This window comes from Actinomadura madurae, from assembly GCF_900115095.1.
Lineage (GTDB): Bacteria > Actinomycetota > Actinomycetes > Streptosporangiales > Streptosporangiaceae > Spirillospora > Spirillospora madurae.
The window spans coordinates 76,025-95,533 of sequence record NZ_FOVH01000007.1 but is presented as its reverse complement, the minus strand read 5'-3'; the positions used below and the strand labels follow the sequence as shown (position 1 = coordinate 95,533).

The 19,509-nt window shown below is 73.0% G+C and carries 18 protein-coding genes; 14 read left to right on the top strand and 4 right to left on the bottom strand.

Annotated features, from left to right (window positions below):
* The first annotated feature begins 17 nt into the window (after nt 1–17).
* The 4 genes from BM339_RS20690 to BM339_RS20675 are packed head-to-tail and all read left to right on the top strand — an operon-like array spanning nt 18 to nt 3,907.
* Nucleotides 18–1,172 (top strand): acyl-CoA dehydrogenase family protein, encoded by a 1,155-nt coding sequence (locus tag BM339_RS20690; RefSeq protein WP_021592103.1) that lies wholly within the window; start codon nt 18–20, stop codon nt 1,170–1,172.
* Nucleotides 1,173–1,219: 47 nt separating this feature from the next.
* Nucleotides 1,220–2,347, top strand: a complete 1,128-nt coding sequence (locus BM339_RS20685) for an acyl-CoA dehydrogenase family protein (protein WP_021592102.1) — start codon at nt 1,220–1,222, stop codon at nt 2,345–2,347.
* Nucleotides 2,347–3,096, top strand: a complete 750-nt coding sequence (locus tag BM339_RS20680) for an SDR family NAD(P)-dependent oxidoreductase (RefSeq protein ID WP_075021909.1) — start codon at nt 2,347–2,349, stop codon at nt 3,094–3,096. The genes BM339_RS20685 and BM339_RS20680 overlap by 1 nt, the downstream gene beginning before the upstream one ends.
* A 7-nt stretch (nt 3,097–3,103) precedes the next feature.
* Complete coding sequence (locus tag BM339_RS20675; protein ID WP_075021908.1) at nt 3,104–3,907, top strand: amidohydrolase family protein; 804 nt, start codon at nt 3,104–3,106, stop codon at nt 3,905–3,907.
* A gap of 181 nt (nt 3,908–4,088) precedes the next feature.
* Here the strand turns inward: BM339_RS20675 and BM339_RS20670 are convergent, their stop codons facing one another.
* Together BM339_RS20670 and BM339_RS20665 are read right to left on the bottom strand one after the other, a co-directional pair.
* On the bottom strand, nt 4,089–5,318 hold the full coding sequence (locus BM339_RS20670) for a CaiB/BaiF CoA transferase family protein (RefSeq protein ID WP_021592099.1): 1,230 nt from the start codon (nt 5,316–5,318) through the stop codon (nt 4,089–4,091).
* A gap of 61 nt (nt 5,319–5,379) precedes the next feature.
* Nucleotides 5,380–7,020 (bottom strand): flavin-containing monooxygenase, encoded by a 1,641-nt coding sequence (locus BM339_RS20665; RefSeq protein WP_075021907.1) that lies wholly within the window; start codon nt 7,018–7,020, stop codon nt 5,380–5,382.
* Between the two features lie 269 nt (nt 7,021–7,289).
* Between BM339_RS20665 and BM339_RS20660 the strand changes: the two genes are divergently transcribed.
* Entirely contained in the window at nt 7,290–8,297 is a 1,008-nt protein-coding gene (locus tag BM339_RS20660; protein WP_256255404.1) for an LLM class flavin-dependent oxidoreductase, read from the top strand.
* 62 nt (nt 8,298–8,359) lie between these two features.
* Here BM339_RS20660 and BM339_RS20655 read toward each other — a convergent pair whose 3' ends face one another.
* Complete coding sequence (locus tag BM339_RS20655; protein ID WP_075022054.1) at nt 8,360–8,818, bottom strand: nuclear transport factor 2 family protein; 459 nt, start codon at nt 8,816–8,818, stop codon at nt 8,360–8,362.
* 17 nt (nt 8,819–8,835) lie between these two features.
* Complete coding sequence (locus BM339_RS20650; RefSeq protein WP_075021906.1) at nt 8,836–10,077, bottom strand: NAD(P)/FAD-dependent oxidoreductase; 1,242 nt, start codon at nt 10,075–10,077, stop codon at nt 8,836–8,838.
* An 86-nt stretch (nt 10,078–10,163) separates the two neighbouring features.
* On the opposite strand from BM339_RS20650, the gene BM339_RS20645 reads away from it, so the two are divergent.
* The 9 genes from BM339_RS20645 to BM339_RS20605 are packed head-to-tail and all read left to right on the top strand — an operon-like array spanning nt 10,164 to nt 19,505.
* Nucleotides 10,164–11,624, top strand: coding sequence for an aldehyde dehydrogenase (locus BM339_RS20645; RefSeq protein WP_083597789.1), 1,461 nt, complete (start codon nt 10,164–10,166; stop codon nt 11,622–11,624).
* Nucleotides 11,625–11,655: 31 nt separating this feature from the next.
* Nucleotides 11,656–12,504 carry an SDR family oxidoreductase gene (locus BM339_RS20640; RefSeq protein ID WP_075021905.1) on the top strand — a complete coding sequence of 283 codons (849 nt, stop codon included), beginning with the start codon at nt 11,656–11,658 and terminating at the stop codon, nt 12,502–12,504.
* Nucleotides 12,505–12,555: 51 nt separating this feature from the next.
* Nucleotides 12,556–13,347 (top strand): SDR family NAD(P)-dependent oxidoreductase, encoded by a 792-nt coding sequence (locus BM339_RS20635; RefSeq protein ID WP_021592092.1) that lies wholly within the window; start codon nt 12,556–12,558, stop codon nt 13,345–13,347.
* Nucleotides 13,348–13,381: 34 nt separating this feature from the next.
* Entirely contained in the window at nt 13,382–14,581 is a 1,200-nt protein-coding gene (locus BM339_RS20630) for a cytochrome P450 (protein ID WP_021592091.1), read from the top strand.
* Between the two features lie 3 nt (nt 14,582–14,584).
* A complete protein-coding gene (locus BM339_RS20625) occupies nt 14,585–14,800 on the top strand; it encodes a ferredoxin (protein WP_075021904.1) in 216 nt (71 codons plus the stop codon).
* Nucleotides 14,793–17,276, top strand: a complete 2,484-nt coding sequence (locus BM339_RS51530; protein ID WP_075021903.1) for a CaiB/BaiF CoA transferase family protein — start codon at nt 14,793–14,795, stop codon at nt 17,274–17,276. Before BM339_RS20625 ends, BM339_RS51530 begins: the two co-directional genes overlap by 8 nt.
* The gene (locus tag BM339_RS20615) at nt 17,273–17,875 is read left to right on the top strand and encodes an FAS1-like dehydratase domain-containing protein (protein WP_075021902.1); all 603 of its coding nucleotides are present in this window, start codon (nt 17,273–17,275) and stop codon (nt 17,873–17,875) included. The genes BM339_RS51530 and BM339_RS20615 overlap by 4 nt, the downstream gene beginning before the upstream one ends.
* Nucleotides 17,872–18,336 (top strand): hotdog family protein, encoded by a 465-nt coding sequence (locus BM339_RS20610; RefSeq protein WP_075021901.1) that lies wholly within the window; start codon nt 17,872–17,874, stop codon nt 18,334–18,336. Before BM339_RS20615 ends, BM339_RS20610 begins: the two co-directional genes overlap by 4 nt.
* Nucleotides 18,333–19,505: a thiolase family protein gene (locus BM339_RS20605; protein WP_075021900.1), complete on the top strand. Its 1,173-nt coding sequence runs from the start codon at nt 18,333–18,335 to the stop codon at nt 19,503–19,505. Before BM339_RS20610 ends, BM339_RS20605 begins: the two co-directional genes overlap by 4 nt.
* Nucleotides 19,506–19,509 lie beyond the last annotated feature (4 nt).

The window sequence follows — 19,509 nt, the reverse complement described above, 5'->3', positions numbered from 1 at the left end:
CAGAGGAGACGGGTGCCATGACTGCCCTGGCCGACCACCACGAGATCCGCGGACTGGCGGCCGAGGTCGCGGCCGAGATGTTCGAGCCCCTGGCCGCCCGGATGGATCTGGACCGGACCCCGGTGCCGCCCGACCGGCGAGCCGCCCTGGGAGACCTCGGCTTCCTCGGCATCGCGCTGCCGGAGCGCTACGGCGGGTCCGGCGCGCCGCTCCCGCAGGCCCTGGCGGTGATCGAGGAGTTCGCCAAGGTGTGCCGGCCGGCCGCGTTCCAGATCTTCGAGGCCAACACCGGACCCGCGCAGGTCGTCAACCATCTCGGCACGGAGGAGCAGCGGGCCCGCTGGCTGCCGGCCATCGTCGCCGGCGAGAAGACCATGGCGGTCGCGATCTCCGAGCCGGACGCGGGCTCGGCCGCCACCGACATGCGCACCCGCGCCGAGCGCGTCCGCGGCGGCTACGTCGTCGACGGCGTCAAGCGCTGGATCTCCAACGGGGGCGAGGCCGACCAGTACCTCCTGTACTGCCGGCTGAGCGACGCCCCGGGGGCCAAGGGCATCGGCGCCGTCGTCGTGGAGAAGGGCATGCCCGGCTTGAGCTTCGGCGCACCCGAGCGGCTGATGGGCTTCCGCGGCATCCCGTCGGCGGACGTGATCCTGGACGGCGTCCGGGTGCCCGACGAGAACGTCGTGGTGCCCGCCGGCGACTTCGGGAGGCTCTTCGGGGTCTTCTCCATCGAGCGGCTCGGCAACTCCACCATGAGCCTGGCGATCGGCCAGGCCGCACTGGACGCCACCCGCGAGTACGTCCAGGAGCGGGAGCAGTTCGGCAGGCCGCTGGTGGAGTTCCAGACCGTCCAGGTGACGCTCGCCGACATGCTGCTGCAGGTCGAGTCGGCGCGGCTGCTGGTCGAACGGGCGGCGGCGGGGGCCGGGACGGGCCTGCCCGACCCGCTGCACACCTCGCTCGCGAAGTGCGCGGCCAACGAGATGGCCAAGCGCGTCACCGACCTCGCCATGCAGTTGCACGGCGGCAACGGCTACACCGAGGAGTACGGGATCGAGCGCCTGCATCGCGACGCGCACGGCTGGGCCATCGCCGGCGGGACGCCCACCATGCAGCGCATCCGCATCGTCTCCGAGTCGCTCGGCCGCCGGTTCGACCAGCGCCGATGACCGCCGGTCCGTCCCCCGAGGAGTTTCGCGCCGTGGAAGGAGCACAGATGTTCGACCTGGGTGTGCGTCACCGCGAGGTGCAGGAGGCCGCGCGGGCCGTCGCCGCCGCGGTGGAGGAGTTCGCGGCCGAGGCCGACGAGTCCACGTCCGTGCACGCGGGGGTGTTGGAAGCACTGCGCGCCGGCGGCCTGGCCCGCCATGTCGTGCCCGCCGCGTTCGGCGGCGAGAGCGAGACCCTCGACCCGCTGACGATCGCCGTCATCCGCGAGGCGCTGATGTACTCCTCGGCACATCTGGACTCACTGTTCGGCATGCAGGGCGTCGGCAGCTACCCGCTGGCCGCCGGCGGCTCCGACGAGCTGCGCCGCGCATGGCTGCCCCGGGTGGCGGCCCTGGAGGCGATCGCGGGACTCGCGCTCACCGAGCCCGACGTCGGTTCCGATCTGCGCGCCGTCGCGACGGTGATCGAGAGCGTCCCGGGCGGCCTGCGCGTCACCGGGCGCAAGTCGTTCATCACCAACGGCGGCGCCGCCGGCTTCTACTGCGTCCTGGGCCGTGAGGGGGACGGCCATTCGATGGTGCTCGTCCCGGCCGATGCGCCGGGGCTGGGGATCACCCGCGGGCGTGACCTCATCGCGCCGCACATCCTGGGGGAGCTGGAGTTCGACGGGGTCGTCGTCCCGGAGGGCAACCGGCTCGGTGCGCCGCGCGAGGCGTTCTCGCTGATGCTCGCCACGCTCGCCGTGTTCCGCGTGTCGGTGGCCGGGTCCGCGGTCGGCCTCGCGCAGGCGGCGCTGGACGAGGCACTGCGGCACGCCACCGTCCGCGAGCAGTTCGGTGCGCCGCTCATCGCCTTGGGGGCGGTGTCGCAGAACGTGGCCCTGTCCTGGACGGAGATCGAGTCGGCGCGCGCACTCACCTACCGGGCCGCCGCGCTCGCCGGGTCCGATCCGCTCGGGCGGCTCGACCTCTCCTCGATCGCCAAGGTGGGCGCCACCGAGGCCGCGGGCCGGGTCGTCGACCGCTCCGTGCAGATCATGGGCCGTTTCGGGCTGGTGCGCGGCTCGAAGATCGAACGTCTCTACCGCAACGCCCGTCCGCTGCGCGTCTACGAGGGGGCAACCGAGGTGCTCTTGGACTCGCTGGCGCGGCGGCTGGCGAAGGGAGCCTCCTGATGGACATGGAACTGCGGGACGCCGTCGTCCTCGTCACCGGCGCGAGCCGGGGCCTCGGCGCCGCGATCGCGCTGCGGCTCGCGGGCGAGGGCGCCCGGGTCGTCGCCGTCGCCCGCTCGAAGGGCGGACTGGACGAGGTGGCGCGGCGCGGCGGTGGCCGGATCTCGGTGGTCGAGACCGACATGCGCGACGAGGAGGCCGTGGCCGGGCTCGCCGACGGCGTCGTCGACCGGCACGGCCGCATCGACGGCTTGATCAACAACGCCGGGATCGCCCCCGCGGGCAGTTTCGCGGACCAGGACCCCGCCGTGTGGCGGGAGACGATGGCGGTCAACGTCATCGCGCCGATGCTGCTCGCGCAGGCCGCCGGGCGGCACATGATCGCGCAGGGCGGCGGCCGCATCGTGAACGTCGCCTCGACCACCGGTGTCCGCGGCAAGCCGCACCTGGTCGGCTACTCCGCCTCCAAGGGGGCGGTGGTCCGGCTGACCGAGGCCCTCGCCGCGGAATGGGCGGCCAGGAACGTCCAGGTCAACTGCCTGGCGCCGGGTGCGTTCCGGACGGACGCTCAGCGCGCGGTCCTCGACTCGCCCGACCTGCTGAAGCGGCGTGTCGCCAGGATCCCCGCCGGCCGGATCGCCGAACCGGCCGAGCTGGTCCCGCTGGCCTGCCTGCTGGTGTCCCCGCTGTCCTCGTTCACCACGGGCGCGACCTTCGTGGTGGACGGCGGCGAGGCCGGAAAGCTGTGAGCCGGCCGTGATCATTGATGCGCACAGCCATGTCTGGCCCGACAGGATCGCCGCCGCGGCGCTCGGCGGCAACAGGGTGCCCGGCCTCACCGCGCGCGGCGACGGCACCGTCGGCGGCCTCACCGCCACGATGGACCGGGCCGGGGTCGCCGTCAGCTGCTGCCTCGGCATCGCGAACGAGGCCAGGCACGTCGACCGGGTCAACGCCTTCGTCGCCGGGCTCGCCACCGAACGGCGCATCGGCTTCGGCACCGTCCACGTCGGCCTGCCCGTCGCGGAGAACCTGGCGAGCCTGCGGCGCCACGGCGTCACGGCGGTCAAGGTCCACCCGCTGTTCCAGAACTTCGCGCTGGACGACCGCCGGCTGTGGGAGATCTTCGACGCGTTCGGCGACGAGATCGCCGTCATCACCCATGTCGGAGCGGGCGGTGACGCCCGGACGAACGCGCTGTCCAATCCCGGGATGATCGCCGGCATCGCGCGGACCTTCCCGGCGTTGCGGCTGGTGGCCTGCCATTTCGGCGGCTACCGGGTACTGGACGAGGCGGAGGAGACGCTGCGCGGCACGGACGTCGTGCTGGAGACGTCCTGGCCGCCGAGCCTGCGGCTGCTGCGTCCGAACCGTGTTCGCCGCCTCATCCGGAACCACGGGGCCGAGCGGATCGTGTTCGGCTCGGACTGGCCGATGACCGACCCGGGGGAGGAGATCGCCGCCATCGAGGCGCTCGGCCTGACCGACGACGAGACCAAGTCCGTCCTCGGCGGGACGATGGCCCGGCTCCTTCGCATCGAGTCGCCCTGGACCCGGTGAGCGCGCCGTCCTCCCGGGCTCCGCGGGGAGCACGGGAGGACGAGGGTGCAGCCGGTGTCCGGGGCCAGGTGCCGGCACAGCGCATCGCCCTGGCGGACACGTTCCCGCGCCTGCGCGGGCGTCAGCGTCTGCGGCGGCGCTGCGAAGGATCCGGTGCCCGCGGCCGGCCGGGAGGTCTCGCCTAGGCTCCCCGCCGTGCGCTGATCACGCCGGCGCCGGCCAGCTCGGCGAGCCGGTCCGCGGCCATCCCCAGTTCTCCGGCCAGCACGTCCTCGGTGTGCTCGCCGACGGCGGGCACACCGTCGTACACCGGGCCCGCGTAGTCCTTCACGCGCAGGACGGGTCCGGGCATCATCGCCTTGCCGAACACGGTCCCGGCCAGCCTGACGAGCGTGCGCTCCAGGAAATGCGGGTCGCGGGCGATGTCGCGCGCGTCGTTGACCGGCGCGGCGACGACCTCGTGCTCGTCCAGGACGGCGAGGATCTCGGCGCGCGGCCTGGACCGCACCCAGTCCGCCACGATCTTCTGCAGCGTCTCGTTGTTGGCCATGCGGGCCCGGTTCGTGGCGTACCGCTCGTCCGCGCACAGGTCCGGACGGCCCATGGCACGGAACAGCCGCAGGGCGATCGTCTGGTTCGAGGCGGCGATCGACAGCCAGCCGCCGTCGCCCGACTCGTAGATGCCGCGGGGTGAGGCGGCGCCCGACGCGTTCCCGTGCCGCTGCATGACCTCCCCGGACGCGGTGTAGTTCAGCACCGCGTCGCCCAGGATGAACATCAGCGGCTCGTACAGCGAGACGTCGATCTCTCCGCCGTCCCCGTGGACGGCGCGCCGGTACAGCGCCATCGCGGTCCCGAAGGCGGCGGAGATCCCGGCGATGGAGTCGGCGAACCCGAACGGCGGCGCGGTCGGGGGAGTGTGCGGCCATCCGTTGAGGAAGGCGTACCCGCTCGCGGTCTCGGCGACGGTGCCGAAGCCCGGACGCTCCCGGTACGGGCCGGTCTGGCCGAATCCGCTCACGCGCGTCATCACCAGGCCGGAGTTGTCCCTGGACAGTTCCTTGTATCCCAGGCCCCACGCCTCCAGCCGTCCGGGCCGGAAGTTCTCGATGAGGACGTCGGCGTCCCGCGCCAGCAGCCTGACGAGCTCGCGCCCCTCCCGGTGGCGCAGATCGATGCCCACCGACCGCTTTCCCGCGTTCAGCCGCGAGAAGCCGATGGCGAGGCCCTCGTGCGCGGGCTGCCATTGCCGGGCGAAGTCGCCCGCGGCCGGGTCCTCGACCTTGACCACGTCCGCGCCGAAGTCGCGCAGCATGCGCCCCGCCGTCGGGGCGGCGTACATCGACCCCAGTTCGATGACGCGGACGCCGGCGAGCGGGCCGGCGCCTGGGGGAGAACACTCGTCGCTCACGCGCCGAACCTCCAGTTGACGTTCATGGACACAGGACCTCACGGCTCTCGCGCCGGCGCGATCAGCGCGTGTCGAAGCCGTCGTACTGGCGCGCCGCGACGTCGGCACAGATCTGCCGGTAGCGGCCGACGCCGCCGACGTAGGGCATGAACACGCGCGGCTTCCCCGGGACGTTGGCGCCCAGGTACCAGGAGTTGCCGAGGGGGTAGAGGGTGGCGTTCGCGACCTCGTTGACGTGGTCGACCCAGGCGTCCTCCTTCTCCAGGACGGCCTCCGAACGTGTGAGCCCGTTCTTGCGCAGGTACTCCAGATGGTCGGTGACCCACTCGACGTGCTGCTCAATGGAGACCAGCACATTGCTGATCACCGAGGGGCTGCCCGGCCCGGCCATGAAGAACAGGTTGGGGAAGCCGTGCGTGGACAGCCCGAGGTAGGTGCGGGGACCCGCCGCCCACTTGTCGCGGAGCGGGGTCCCGCCCCGTCCCGTGATGTCGATCCTCAGGACGGCGCCGGTCAGCGCGTCGAACCCCGTCGCGAAGACCAGCACGTCGAGCCGGTGCAGCTCCGGCCGCTCCCCGCCCGTGCGGACGCCCTCGGCCTCGATGCGCTCGATGGGCGCCGTGCGGGTGTCGACCAGGCGGACGTCGTCCCGGTTGAACGCGTCGTAGTACCCGATCTCCAGCACCAGGCGCTTGCTGCCGAACGGGTAGCCGCGCGGGGTGAGCCGCTCCGCCACCTCCGGGTCGCGCACCAGTTCGCGGATCTTGGCACGGACGAACTCGGCGGCCCTGTCGTTGGCGGCCAGGTCGGTGGCGAGGTCGCGGTAGGCGGCCTGGATGTCGGGGCCGCCGCGGCGCCAGTACTCCTCGAACCTCTCCCGCAGCTCTCCGGGATCGGCCTCGACCGCCAGGTCCGGGCGCAGGACGCGGTGGGTGCCGCCCGGGTGGTTGCGGGCCTGTTCGCGGTACTCCTCGAAGCGGGTCTTGAGCTCGGCGGCGTACTCCCGGTCGAGCGGCCGGTTCATCGCGGGCACCACGAAATGCGGGGTGCGCTGGAAGACGGTGAGGTGACCGGCGCGCTCGGCGATCCGGGGGATCACCTGCACGCCGGACGATCCGGTGCCGATCACGCCGACCCGCCGGCCGTCGAGGTCGATCCCGCCGTGCGGCCAGTCGCCGGTGTGGTGGCATTCGCCCGCGAAGTCCGCGATCCCGGCGATCTCGGGCGGCTTGGCGACCGACAGCTGGCCCGTCGCCATGATCACGTGGCGGGCGGTCACGCGGTCACCGTGCTCGGTCTCGGCGGTCCAGGCGTCCGCGTCCTCGTCGAAGGACAGGGCGGTGACGCGGGTGTCGAACGTGATCGCCTCGCGGAGGCCGAAGCGGTCGGCCACGTGGTCGATGTAGCGGAGGATCTCCGGTTGGGACGGGTAGCGCTCCGTCCAGTCCCATTCCCGGATCAGCTCGGGAGAGAAGGAGTAGCAGTAGTCGACGCTCTCGATGTCGCAGCGCGCCCCCGGGTAGCGGTTCCAGTACCAGACGCCGCCCACGCCGCCCGCCGCCTCGACGGCGTGGACGCGGTGGCCGAGCTCGCGCAGGCGGTGCAGCGCGTAGAGGCCGGCGAAGCCCGCGCCCACGACGAGGACGTCCAGCTCGGCGGGTGGTGGCCCGGGACGTGCGCGTGATGCGGTATGGCTGGTCACGGTCGGCGGCTCCCCGCTTAAATTCTGATAATGAACCGAATGTATTGGCGTGAGACGCCGCCCGTCAAGCGATGCCCCTCCAGGGTGGAGGTGGTCGGCCCGCGCTTGACGTCGCTGCAATCTAGTCGCATGATACGCCTCAATAGTTGGCGTGCTCATGGTGGGCGGCTCGTGCGGGCGGCTCGTGCTCGCCCGCGCGCGCGACCGCATGGGACCGCGGTCCATATCCGAGAACGCCCGGTGCGCGCCGGGCCCGTGGAGGTGCCGAGGTGCTGAAGTTCGGACTGGCCGTCATGAACGACTTTCCGCCGGGAGTCGTGCCTGCGGACCGCGTCGCGCTCCTGCGCGAGCAGGTTCGGGCGGCCCGGGAGTCGGGGATCTCCTCGATCTGGGTCCTGCAGCACTACCTCGGTGGCATGCCGACGCTGCAGCCCGTTCCGCTGCTGGCGGCGCTGGCGGCGGACGCGGGCGGCATGCGCCTCGGCACGAACATGTTCATCCTTCCGCTGCGCCATCCGGTGGAGGTGGCCGAGGAGTTCTCCACTCTCGACCATCTGACCGGCGGGCGTGCGGTCGCGGGATTCGGCATGGGCTACCGCGAGAACGAGTTCGCCTCGTTCGGCGTGTCCATGCAGGACAGGCTCGGCCGCTACGTGGAGGCGGTCGAGCTGATCCGGCGTCTGTGGAGCGGTGAGCGGACCACCTTCGACGGCGAGCACTTCAGGATCGACGGCGAGCGCATCAGCCTGCCGCCCGTCCAGCCGGGCGGGCCGCCGATCTGGGTCGGTGCGGGCCCGCACCGGACCGGTGCGCAGCGCGCCGCCCGGCTCGGGGACGCCTGGATCGTTCCACCGCACGTCGGCCCCGAGGAACTGCGCACTGTTCTCGGTCACTACCGGGACGAACGGGACCGGCTCGGCCGCGGCCCTTCCGATCTAGTGGTCCGCCGCGAGCTGGTGCTCGATCGCGACAGGGAGCGCGCACGAGCTATCGGCATCTCGGCGCGCGGAGCCCTCACCCGCAAGTACGCCGAGTACAACGCCCCGCAGAAGGGCGATGCCTACCGGCACCTGCGGACGGAGAAGGCGGCCGAAGAGGTCGCCGACGCGTCCTACCTCTTCACCGACCCTGAGGGGGCGATCGCCGCGCTCAAGGCCCTGGAGGCCGACGGGCTGACGTACGTCATCCTGCGCGCGCAGTGGTACGACCTCGGCCAGGAGCAGGTCCTCCGCACCCTGGAGATCCTCAAGAACGAGGTCCTGCCGGCGTTCCGCTGAGCCTTCGCGACGTCGCTCGTGCCGGTCTGCCGCGTCGGTGCGATTCGCGGCGGCGTTCCCGCTCACGGTCGTGCCCAGCCCTTCGCGAGGTCGGTGCCCATGTGGATCTCGATGGTCTTGTCGGTGAACAGCGCGGCCTCCCCTCGGACCCGTAGCCGGTCGAGGTAGGTGCCCCAGCCGAGCACCGAGGTGCCGGCGCGTGCGGTGAAGAGGAAGTACGAGGCGATCTCCACGATCCCCGGTCCCGTCCAGGTCGTCCGGGGGCTGACGATGAAGTGGCGCTTCTCGGACGGGTCGGCGGCCAGCCGGTCCCGGTAGAACCCGGCGATGGCCTCGCGCCCGGTGAACTCGCCCAGCCGCGTCCGGAGCACGCCGTCCTCGGTGAACAGCGCCGCGATCGACTCGGCCGTGGGCGCGTCGAGCGTGGCGGCGTACCGGTGGAGGTGGTTGCGCGCCGCCTCCATGTCCTCCAGCCGCCGCAGCCGCCCCAGCAGTCCGCTCAGGTCCGGTTCGTTCTCCATGATCGTTCTCCTGTTCGTCAGGGCCGTCCGGTCCGGCCGCGATCCCACGGGGCCTCGTCCAGCAGTTCGTTCAGCGCGGTGCGGGAGGCGACCGCGGCCCGGCAGCGGGCCAGGGCGGCCGGCATGCCCATCGCCACGGCCCCGGCCACCCTGCCCTCGCGCGAGTACAGGCCGAGGAGCCGGTGCGAGTCCGGTGCACCGGCGGTGACCATGAGGTCGTCGTCAGCACGGGGGAGGCCGAGGCACTGGATCTTCAGGTCGTACTGGTCGCTCCAGAAGTAGGGCGTCTCCGTCGCCTCCCGGGCCTCGCCGGGTGCGGCCAGCAGGTTCGCGGCCACCAGCGCCGCGCCGTCCGCGGCGTTCGTCCAGTGCTCCAGGCGGACCGTTCCGGCGCCGTGCGGGTGCGGCGTCCGGGCGATGTCTCCGACCGCCCAGACGTCCTCGGCCGAGGTCCGGCCGGTGCCGTCGCACACCACGCCGTCACCGAGCTCCAGGCCCGATCCTTCCAGCCATCCGGTCTCGGGGACGGCGCCGACCGCGGCCACTACCAGGTCGGTGGGCAGGACGGAGCCGTCCTCCAGCACGACCCGCTCCACCCGGTCCCGGCCTTCGAGACCGCGGATCCGCGTGGAGCAGAGCACCCGGACGCCCCGGGCCCGGTGCAGCGCCGCCACGAACTCGCCGACCCGGGCGCCGAGCGCCCCCAGCATGGGCTGCTCCAGCGCCTCCACCAGCGTGACCTCGGCTCCCCGGGCCCGCGCCGCCGCCGCGATCTCGCAGCCGAGGACGCCGGCGCCGGCCACCGTGACGCGGCGGGCCCCGCGCAGCCCGGCGCGCAGCGACAGCAGATCGTCGAAGGAGCGCAGGGTGTGCACGCCCGCCGGTCCGGCGGTGAGCGCCGCGAGCACCCGCGGCCGGAGCCCGGTCGCGATCACGAGCCGCCCGTAGTGGAGCTCCTCGCCGCCGGCCAGCACGAGCCGGTTCCCGGAGGTGTCCAGCGCCGTGGCGCGCACGCCCAGCCGCAGGTCAATGCCCAGATCGGCGTAGGGTGCGGTACGCAGGGGCACCGCCGCGGCCGGCTCGTCCGCCTGCGTCAGCAGCCCCTTGGACAGGGGCGGCCGGTCGTAGGGCGGGTGCGGCTCGTCGCCCACGAGCGTGACCGGCCCGTCATGCCCCAGCCGCCGGAGCCGCTCGGCCGTGCGCAGCCCGCTCAGCCCCGCGCCGACGATGACGATCGTCCCGGTTCCGGTGCTTCCCATCCTTGACCCTTCCGCCGCGAATACCCTATGTTTCATTATCATAGATATGTTCGGCGATGTGGCGCCTGAGCAGGATCGGAGTGCGGATGATGACGGTGCCGGTGCGCGAATACCCGGAACTGTTCGTCGGGGGGCGCCGTGTCCCGCCGCGGGACGGCCGCACGGTCCGGGTGCGCAACCCGGCGACCGGAGCATACGTCGGCAGCGCGGCGCTGGCCTCGCCCGCCGACATCGACGGCGCGGTCGCGGCGGCCCGCTCCTCCTTCGACGCCGGGATCTGGGCCGGTGAGGCGCCGGAGCGACGCGCCGGAGTCCTGCGGGCCGCCGCCGACCTGCTGGAGAAGCGGGCTCCCGAACTGGCCCGGAGCATCACGGCCGAGCTGGGCTGCCCGATCTGGTTCAGCGAGCGCGCGCACGTCCCCAACCCGATCCGGCACCTGCGCTACTACGCGGACCTGGCGGAGCGGTTCGGCTACGACGAGCGCCGCTCCGACGGCGCCAACACCAGCCTCGTCACCCAGGAGCCGGTCGGCGTCGTCGCCGCGATCACGCCCTGGAACGGTCCGCTCAGCACCCCGGCGCTGAAGGTCGCGCCCGCGCTGGCCGCCGGCTGCTCCGTCGTCCTGAAGCCGCCTCCAGAGACCCCGCTCACGGTCCAGGCGCTCGCCGACGCGTTCGCCGAGGCCGGGCTTCCCGAAGGGGTGCTCAGCGTCGTCCCCGGGGACCGCGACGCCGGGGCGCACCTGGTCGCCCACCCCGGCGTGGACAAGATCGCCTTCACCGGCAGCAGCGCCGCCGGGAAGAAGATCATGGCGGTGGCGGCGGATCGGATCGCGCGCGTCACCCTGGAACTCGGCGGCAAGTCCGCCGCGATCATCTGCGACGACGCCGACATGGACGCCGTCGTGCCCGCGCTGCTGCCGATGGCCCTCATGGTCAACGGCCAGGCGTGCATCGCCCAGACCCGGGTACTGGTGCCGCGGCATCGCCGCGCCGAGATCGTCGACGCGCTCGCCGAGGCGCTGCGCGGCCTGCGGGTCGGCGACCCGGCGGAGCCCGAGACGACGATCGGCCCGCTGGTGAGCGAGCGCCAGCGCGACCGGGTCGCCGGGTACATCGCGGCCGGGCGGTCCGAAGGCGCCCGCGTCGTCGCCGGCGGGGAGCGGCTCGATCTCCCCGGCGACCTCGCGGGCGGGTGGTTCGTGCCGCCGACGCTGCTCGCCGGCGTCCGCAACGCCATGCGGGTCGCCCAGGAGGAGATCTTCGGCCCGGTGATCGCGGTCATCGAGTACGACGGCGACGACGAGGCGGTGGCCGTCGCGAACGAATCCCGGTACGGGCTCTCCGGGTCGGTCTGGAGCCGCGACGACGGACGGGCCCTCGCCATCGCCCGGCGGATCCGCACCGGCATGGTCAGCTTGAACGGGCGTCCGCAGGCGTTCGGCAGCCCGTTCGGAGGCTACAAGGAGTCCGGCGTGGGCCGGGAGATGGGTCCCGAGGGGTTCCGCGCGTACCTGGAGACCAAGTCCATCGCCGTCGGGGCCTGACGGCCCGGGCATCGGGAGCACGAGGAGGGGCATGTCCGGACGGCTGGCGGGGAGGGTCGCGGTCATCACCGGCGGCGCGAGCGGGATCGGCGCGGGCACGGCGCGCCGCTTCCACGCCGAGGGCGCCCGCGTGGTCATCGCGGACCTGCAGGACGGGCCCGGTGCGGCGCTCGCCGGGGAGCTGGGGGACGGCGCGCTGTTCCGGCGCGCCGACGTCACGCGCGAGGAGGACGTGGCCGCGCTGGTCGACGCGGCCGTCGAGCGGTTCGGCGCGCTCGACATCATGTTCAACAACGCGGGCGTGATGGGCGCGCTCGGCCCGATCGACCGGACGAGGCTCGCCGACGCCGATCTCACCATCGCGATCAACCTGCGCGGCGTGCTGTGCGGGATGAAGCACGCCGCGCGGGTGATGAAGCCGCGGCGCAGCGGAGTGATCATCTCGACGTCGAGCCCGGCCGGCGTCCTCGGCGGGGTGGGCCCGCACGTCTACAGCGCGGTCAAGGCCGGGATCATCGGGCTGTCCCGCTCCGTCGCCGCCGAACTGCGCCGCTTCGGCGTGCGGTGCAACGTGCTCGTGCCGGGCGCCGTGGTGTCCCCGATGACCGCCGAGCTGGTGGCCGGTGGCGCGGCCGACCTCGGCGGGGCGGGGGCCGCGCTGAGCGGCACCGCCTACATGGACCGGCCGCTGCACCCGGAAGACGTCGCGGCCGGCGCGCTCTACCTCGCGAGCGACGACGCGTCGTTCGTCACCGGGATCGTCCTGCCGGTCGACGCGGGGATGACCGGCGCGGGGGGCCCGTCGCCGTTCACCACCGGCCGCTACGAGGAGCCGGTCGGGCTGCTCGAAGCGGGCCGCCGGACGGAGGGGCGGGATTGAGCGCCGCGAGCCCGGGACGGCCCGGGACCACCACGGGATACGGAGCGTGACGTGCTGATCGGCAAGCGGATGCTGGTGACCGGTGCCGGCGCGGGCATGGGACGGGAGATCGCCGTGGAGGCCGCCCGGCAGGGCGCCGCGTTCGTCGGCGTCGCCGACATCGACGCGGCCGCCGCCGAGGAGACCGCCGCGGCCGTCCGGGAGGAGGGCGCGGCGGCGCGGGCGATCGCGGTCGACCTCGCCGACGCGGCGCGGATCCCGGGCATGGTGGAGGCGGCCGCCTCGGCGGCCGGCGGGCTCGACACGCTGGTCAACAACGCCGGTGTGCTGGACGGGGCGGTCGCCCCGGGCGCCACGTTCCTGACGCTGCCCGAGGACGCCTGGGATCGGGTGTACGCGATCAACGTCAAGGCGGTCTGGGTGGCGACGAAGGCCGCCGCTCCGCATCTGCTGGCGTCCGGCCGCGGGCCCTCGATCGTGAACACGGCGTCGGTCGCCGGGATGACGGGCTATCCGTCCGCGGCCTATCCGTCGAGCAAGGGCGCCGTCGTCCAGCTCACCCGGTCGACGGCCATCGAGCTGGCGCCCGGGGTCCGGTGCAACGCCTTCTGCCCCGGGTCCATCGAGACGCCGATGAGCCGTGCCCATCTCGCCGCCGCGGCGGATCCGGAGGCTCAGCTCAGGGCGATGACCGGGACGCATCTGATTCCGCGCTTCGGAAAGGCGGGCGAGGTGGCGAAGGTGGCGTGCTTCCTCGCCTCCGACGACGCCTCCTTCCTGACCGGCGCCATCCTCCCGGTGGACGGCGGCACCACCGCCTGGCGCGGTGTGCGCTCCGAATGAACGTGTGCTCCGAATGGAGAGGGAGTTTGCTGCGATGACCGAAATGATGCGGGGTTGTCCCGTCAGCCACACCGAGTACGGCGACGACTCCGCCCTCTACGAGCACTACGCGCTGCTCGACGCCGAACGCGAGGCCGCCCGCTTCCATTACAACGACACGCGTCCGCGCGGATTCTGGATGGTGCAGCGCTATGAGGACGTGCTCGAAGGCTTCCAGAAGCACGACGCGTGGACGACCCACGCACGCAGCGCACTCAATCCGGAGGCCGGGATAGCGCTGCTTCCGCAGGACCTGAACGGGCAGGAGCACGCCAAGCTGCGCCGCGTCCTCAACCCGTTCTTCTCCCCGGCGGCCGTCAGGCGGATGGAGGAACTGGCGCACGAGCGGTGCGTCGAACTTATCGAGGAGGTCAGGCCCAAGGGCGGTTGCGACTTCGTCGCCGAGTTCGCGATCCGGTATCCGACGGACCTGTTCCTGGCCCTGCTCGGCCTGCCGGTGAGCGACGGGGAGTTCTTCCTGCCCTGGTCGGAGACGCTGTTCGCCGGCTTCTTCGGCGGCGACCCCGACGCCGCGGCCGCCGCCAAGGGGAAGATACTCGAGTACTTCGACGACGCGGTGAACGCGCGTCGCGCCGCCCCCGGGGACCCGAAGCTGGACATGGTCTCCCGGCTGGTCGAGGCCCGCATCGATGGAGAACCTCTCGCTCAGGACGACATCCTCACGATCTGCATGACGCTCATGCTCGCCGGCCTCGACACGACCCGCAGCGCGCTCGGCTTCATCATCACCCACCTCGCGCGCCACGAGGAGGACCGGCAGCGGATCATCGCCGAGCCCGAGGTGGTCCCGGCGGCCGTCGAGGAGTTCCTCCGGCTCTACCCGCTGGTGTTCCAGGCGGGCCGCGAGGTGCGGGAACCCGGTGAGTTCCACGGGCTGGACCTGGAGAAGGGCGACGTCGTCTGGCTCGGGATCGCCTCCGCCAACCGCGATCCCCGCAAGTATCCCGAGCCCGACAGGTTCGTCATCGGGCGCAGGGGCGTCAACCAGAACCTGGCGTTCGGCGCCGGCCCGCACCGCTGCCTCGGCATGCACCTCGCCCGCCTGGAGCTGGCGGTGGTGCTGCGCGAATGGCACGCGCGCATCCCGGACTACCGGATCGCGCCGGGCGCGCGCCTGACGGAGCGCGGCGGCCAGCTGACCATGCCGAACCTCCCCCTCGAATGGACGGTGTGAACGATGTTCCTGTCGATCAACGCGGGCGCGTGCATGGGGCACGGCCGCTGCTACGCGGCGGCGGCCGGCCTGCTGTCCGACGACGAGGAGGGCTTCGTCGCGCAGCGCGGGCAGACGTTCGAGGTGCCGGACGGGATGCTGGACGAGGCGCGGGACGCCGCGGACGCCTGTCCCGAGGGGGCGATCTCGCTCCGGGCCGCCGTCGACGCCGATGCTTGAGCACCTGCGCGTCCTCGACCTGACCGATGAGCGGGGCCTGCTGTGCGGGCGGCTGCTCGCCGACCTCGGGGCCGACGTGGTGCAGGTCGAGCCGCCCGGCGGATCACCGGCGCGGTCGGCGCCGCCGGTGGCGGGCGGGGACGGGCGCCCCTCGATGTTCTGGGAGACCTACGCGGCGGGCAAGCGCGGCCTCACGGCGGATCCGGAGGTGGAATCCGGCCGGGCGCTGGTCCGCGGGCTGGCGGCGGCCGCGGACGTGTTCGTCACGTCCTACCCGGTGGACTGGCTGCGGGAGCGCGGGCTCGATCCGGAAACGCTGACGGCCGGGCACCCGTCTCTGGTCTACACGGTGATCAGTGCCTTCGGGACGTCCGGCCCGAAGGCCGACTACGCCGACTGCGACCTGGTCGTGTGGGCGGCGGGCGGCCCGCTCGACCCGCACCGCGACGGCGACCGCCCACCGCTGCGGATCAGCGCACCGCAGGCGTACCTGCAGGCCGGCGCCGACGCGGCGGCGGGCACGCTGCTCGCCGTCCTCGCCCGGACGCGCACGGGCGCGGGGCAGATCGTGGACGTCTCGGCTCAGGCGAGCCTGGGAGTGGCGACGCTCGCCCGCGTGCTCGCCGCCGCGGTGGGCGACGGGAACCCCGAGTGGCACCGGCAGCCCGCCGGGCGGTCCGACCAGAGCGGCAGCGGAGCGGCGACCCCCAACGCCATGAAGAAATGGCACGTCAAGGACGGGATGGTCGAGCTCCATCTGTCGATGGGGCCGGCGGCCGGCGCGTTCACCAACAACCTGTTCGGCTGGCTCAGGTCCGAGGGCGCGGTGGACGAGCGCATCGCGTCCTGGGATTGGCGGACGGTGCCCGACCGCATCGCCGAGGGCGCCCTGACCTCCGCCGACCTGGACGACGCGCGTGCCGCCGTCCGGGCGTTCCTGCGGACCAGGACCAAGGCCGACGTGCTCGACGCGGCGATGGAGCACCGCCTGCTGTGCGTGCCGATCTTCGACATGGCGGACGTGGCGGCCTGCGACCAGCTCGCCGCCCGCGGCTTCTGGGACGAGGTGGACATCGACGGCCGCCGGGTCGCGATCCCCGGCCGGATGGCGCGGGTCACGGGCGCCGGCGGGCCGCGCGTCCGGCGCCGCGCACCCCGGATCGGCGAGCACACCGAGGAGATCCTCGCCGAGTGGGCAGCCGGGGGAGACCCCGTGGCCGTCCGGGCGCGCGAGGCCGTCCCGCGCTCTTCCGGGCCGGTGTCCGCGCTGGACGGGCTGAAGGTCCTCGACCTGTCCTGGGTCGTGGCCGGTCCGCTCATCGGACGCGCACTCGCCGACTTCGGGGCGCTCGTCGTCCGGGCCGAGTCCGGCACGCGCGTCGAGACGGCGCGGCTCATGCAGCCCTTCTACGGGGGCGTCCAGGGCACGGAGAACTCGGCGCTCTACGGCAACTGCAACGCCGGCAAGCTCGGCCTGACGGTCGATCTGAAGAGTGAGGCAGGGCGCGCCGTCGTTCGCGACCTCGCCCGGTGGGCCGACGTGGTCGTCGAGTCGTTCTCCCCGGGCCAGATGGCGAAGTGGGGCCTCGACCACCCGGCGCTCGCCGCGGAGAACCCGTCCCTGATCATGCTGAGCACCAGCATCGCGGGCCAGACCGGGCCTTGGGCGCGGCTCGCCGGGTACGGCAACGTCGGTTCGTCTCTCAGCGGCTTCCAGGGCCTGGTCGGCTGGGAGGACCGCCTCCCCTTGGGGCCGTTCGGCCCCTACACCGACTATGTCGGGCCGCGGCTGGCGCTCGTCGCCCTGCTCGCGGCGGTCGAGGACCGCCGCCGGACGGGCCGGGGCCGGCACATCGACGTCGCGCAGATCGAGGCGGGCGTGTTCTTCCTGTCGCCCCAGGTGGCGCACTACGGCTTCGACGGCACGATCGCGCGCCGGACCGGCAACCGCGACGAGCTGCTCTCCCCGCACGGCGTCCACGCCTGCCTGCCGGAGGGCGGCCGCGAACGGTTCGCGGCGGTCGCCGTCCGGACGGAGGCGGAGTGGCGGCGGCTGGCGGAGGCCATCGGCCGCGCCGATCTGGCCGGCCGGCCGGACCTCGCCACCGCCGCCGGCCGCGCGGCGTGCGCGGTGGAGATCGACGCGGCCATCGCGGCCTGGACGGCGGAACACCGCGCTCTCGACGTCGAGCGGATCCTGCAGGCGACGGGCGTCCCCGCGCATCTGTCCCAGTCGAGCGCGGACTTCGTCGCCGACCCGCAGCTCGCGCACCGCGGCCACATCGTGACCCTCGACCATCCGCTGCACGGCGAGGCCCATGTCGAGGGCCCGCGTTACCTGCTGTCAGAGACGCCCGGCGTCGTGAAGCGTCCGGCCCCGACCTTGGGCCAGGACAACGAGACCGTCCTGCGAGACGTGCTCGGCTACCCCGGCGCGCGGGTCCGTGAACTGCTAGAGGGAGGAGCGCTTCGGTGACCGCGGAGGCAACCGGGACCGGCTGGAAGGCGGACTGGCAGCCGGTGGTCGACGCCGTCGGCCAGGACTTCTCGGACGGAGAGACGACGTGGGGCGCCGACCCGGTGGAGCACGGAGCGATTCGCCGCTACCTGGAGCCGCTGGAGTTCGACTGCCCGCTGCACACCGATCGGGACGTGGCGCTGCGGGCCGGGTTCGACGACGTGACGATGCCGTACACCGGCCTGATGTCGTGGACCCTGCCGCCGATGTGGCGGCCGGGGGAGACGCTGTTCGACGGCGACGACCGGGACGCCCAGCCGGTGCGCAGCGCCATCAACAACCAGGACATGCCGCTCGGCCCCAGGACGACCGGCTTCTTCGGCACGGACATCGAGGTGGAGTTCCTGCGTCCGGTGGTGGCGGGCGAGCGCATCGGCCGCCGCGGCCGGCGGCTCGTGTCGTGCGCGCCGAAGGAGACGGCGGTCGGCCGGGGCGCGTTCCTGACGTGGGAGAGCGAGATCGTGACCGAGCCGGGCGAGGTCGTCGCGCGGATCCGCATCGGCACCTATGCCTACGTGCCCAAGGGCACGGCCGGCGAGGGCGAGGAGGGGACATGACCGAGACGGTTCCGGCGCTGGAGGGGCGCCGGTTCGAGGACGTCGCGGTGGGGGAGGCGCTGCCCGGCGTGGCGTACCCGCTGACCGTGTACCGGCTGGTGATGGCAGCGGGCGCGAACCGCGACTTCAACTCGATCCACCACAACAGCGAGTACGCCCGGAAGACCGGTGCGCCTGAGATGTACGCCAACACCCAGTTCCTGCTGGGGGCCTGGGAGCGCTGCGTCCGTGACTGGATGGGCGTGGCCGGGACGATCCGGGCCATCCGCGGCTTCCGGATGCGGTCGTTCAACGTCGTCGGCGACACCATGCACGTCCACGCCGAGGTCAAGGACGCCCGGGTCGAGGACGGACGCGGCGTCGTGGAGATCGCGATCCGTTGCGAGAACTCCACCGGCGTCACGGTCGGGCCGGGCGTCGTCGAGGTCGTCCTGCCGCGCCGCGAGGGGGGAGGCGGATGAGCGCGGATCGCACGGCGGTCATCGCCGGCCTCGGCCTGACCGAGTTCGGGCGGATCTACGGGCGCACACCCGCCGACTTCGCGATCGAGGCGATCGCGGGGGCCGCCGAGGACGCGGGCCTCGCGCTGCCGGACATCGACGGGCTGCTGGTCAACCCCGGCGTCGGCAACGACATCGACCTCCGGCTCCAGTCCGCCCTGCAGATGCGCGACACCCGCGTCCTGGCGACCATCCAGGGTTTCGGGTCCTCGGCCGGGCAGATGGTGCAGTACGCCTCGATGGCGATCGCGTCGGGCATGGCCGACGTCGTGGCCTGCGTTTATGCCGACGCTCCACTGAAGGAGGGGAAGAGCGCAGGTGCCTCATACGCCGGCCGGCAGCGCGCGATGCGGGGTGTCGGCGCGCTGCCGGCCGCGGCGGGGCTCAAGGCGGCGCCGGAGCGGTACGCGGTCGCGGCCCGCCGCCACATGAACGCCTTCGGCACGACCAGCGAGCAGTTCGGCGCCGTCGCGGTCGCCGCGCGCCAGTGGGCGGCGATGAACCCGCGCGCACAGAAGCGCGACCCGATCACTCTGGCCGACCACCAGGATTCGCGAATGATCGCCGACCCGCTGCGGTTGCTGGACTGCTGCCTGGTCAGCAACGGTGCCGTAGCGGTCATCCTGACGAGCGCGGACAGGGCCGCGGCACTGCGCCGCCCGCCGGTGCACGTGTGGGGCTGGGGGCAGGCGCACCCGGGTTACGCCAACCGGCGCGGCAGCGAGTTCGGCCTCGTCACGGGCGCCGCCCGCTCGGGGGCGGATGCACTGAAGATGGCGGGCGTCGGCGTGGGGGACATCGACGTCCGGGAGATCTACGACTGCTTCACCTACACCACGCTGGTCACGCTGGAGGATTACGGCTTCTGCGCGAAGGGCGAGGGCGGCGATTTCGTGGCCAGCGGTGCGATCGCCCCCGGCGGAAGCCATCCCACCAACACCGGCGGCGGGGAACTGTCCTCGTACTACATGTGGGGCATGACGCCGCTGTCCGAAGCGATCATCCAGGCCCGGGGGGACGGCGGGGAACGCCAGGTCCCGAAACACGACCTGATCATGGTCAGCGGCAACGGCGGCGTCCTGGACTTCCACTCCACGCTCGTCCTGAGCCCGCACCCGAAGTCCGCGTAGGCCG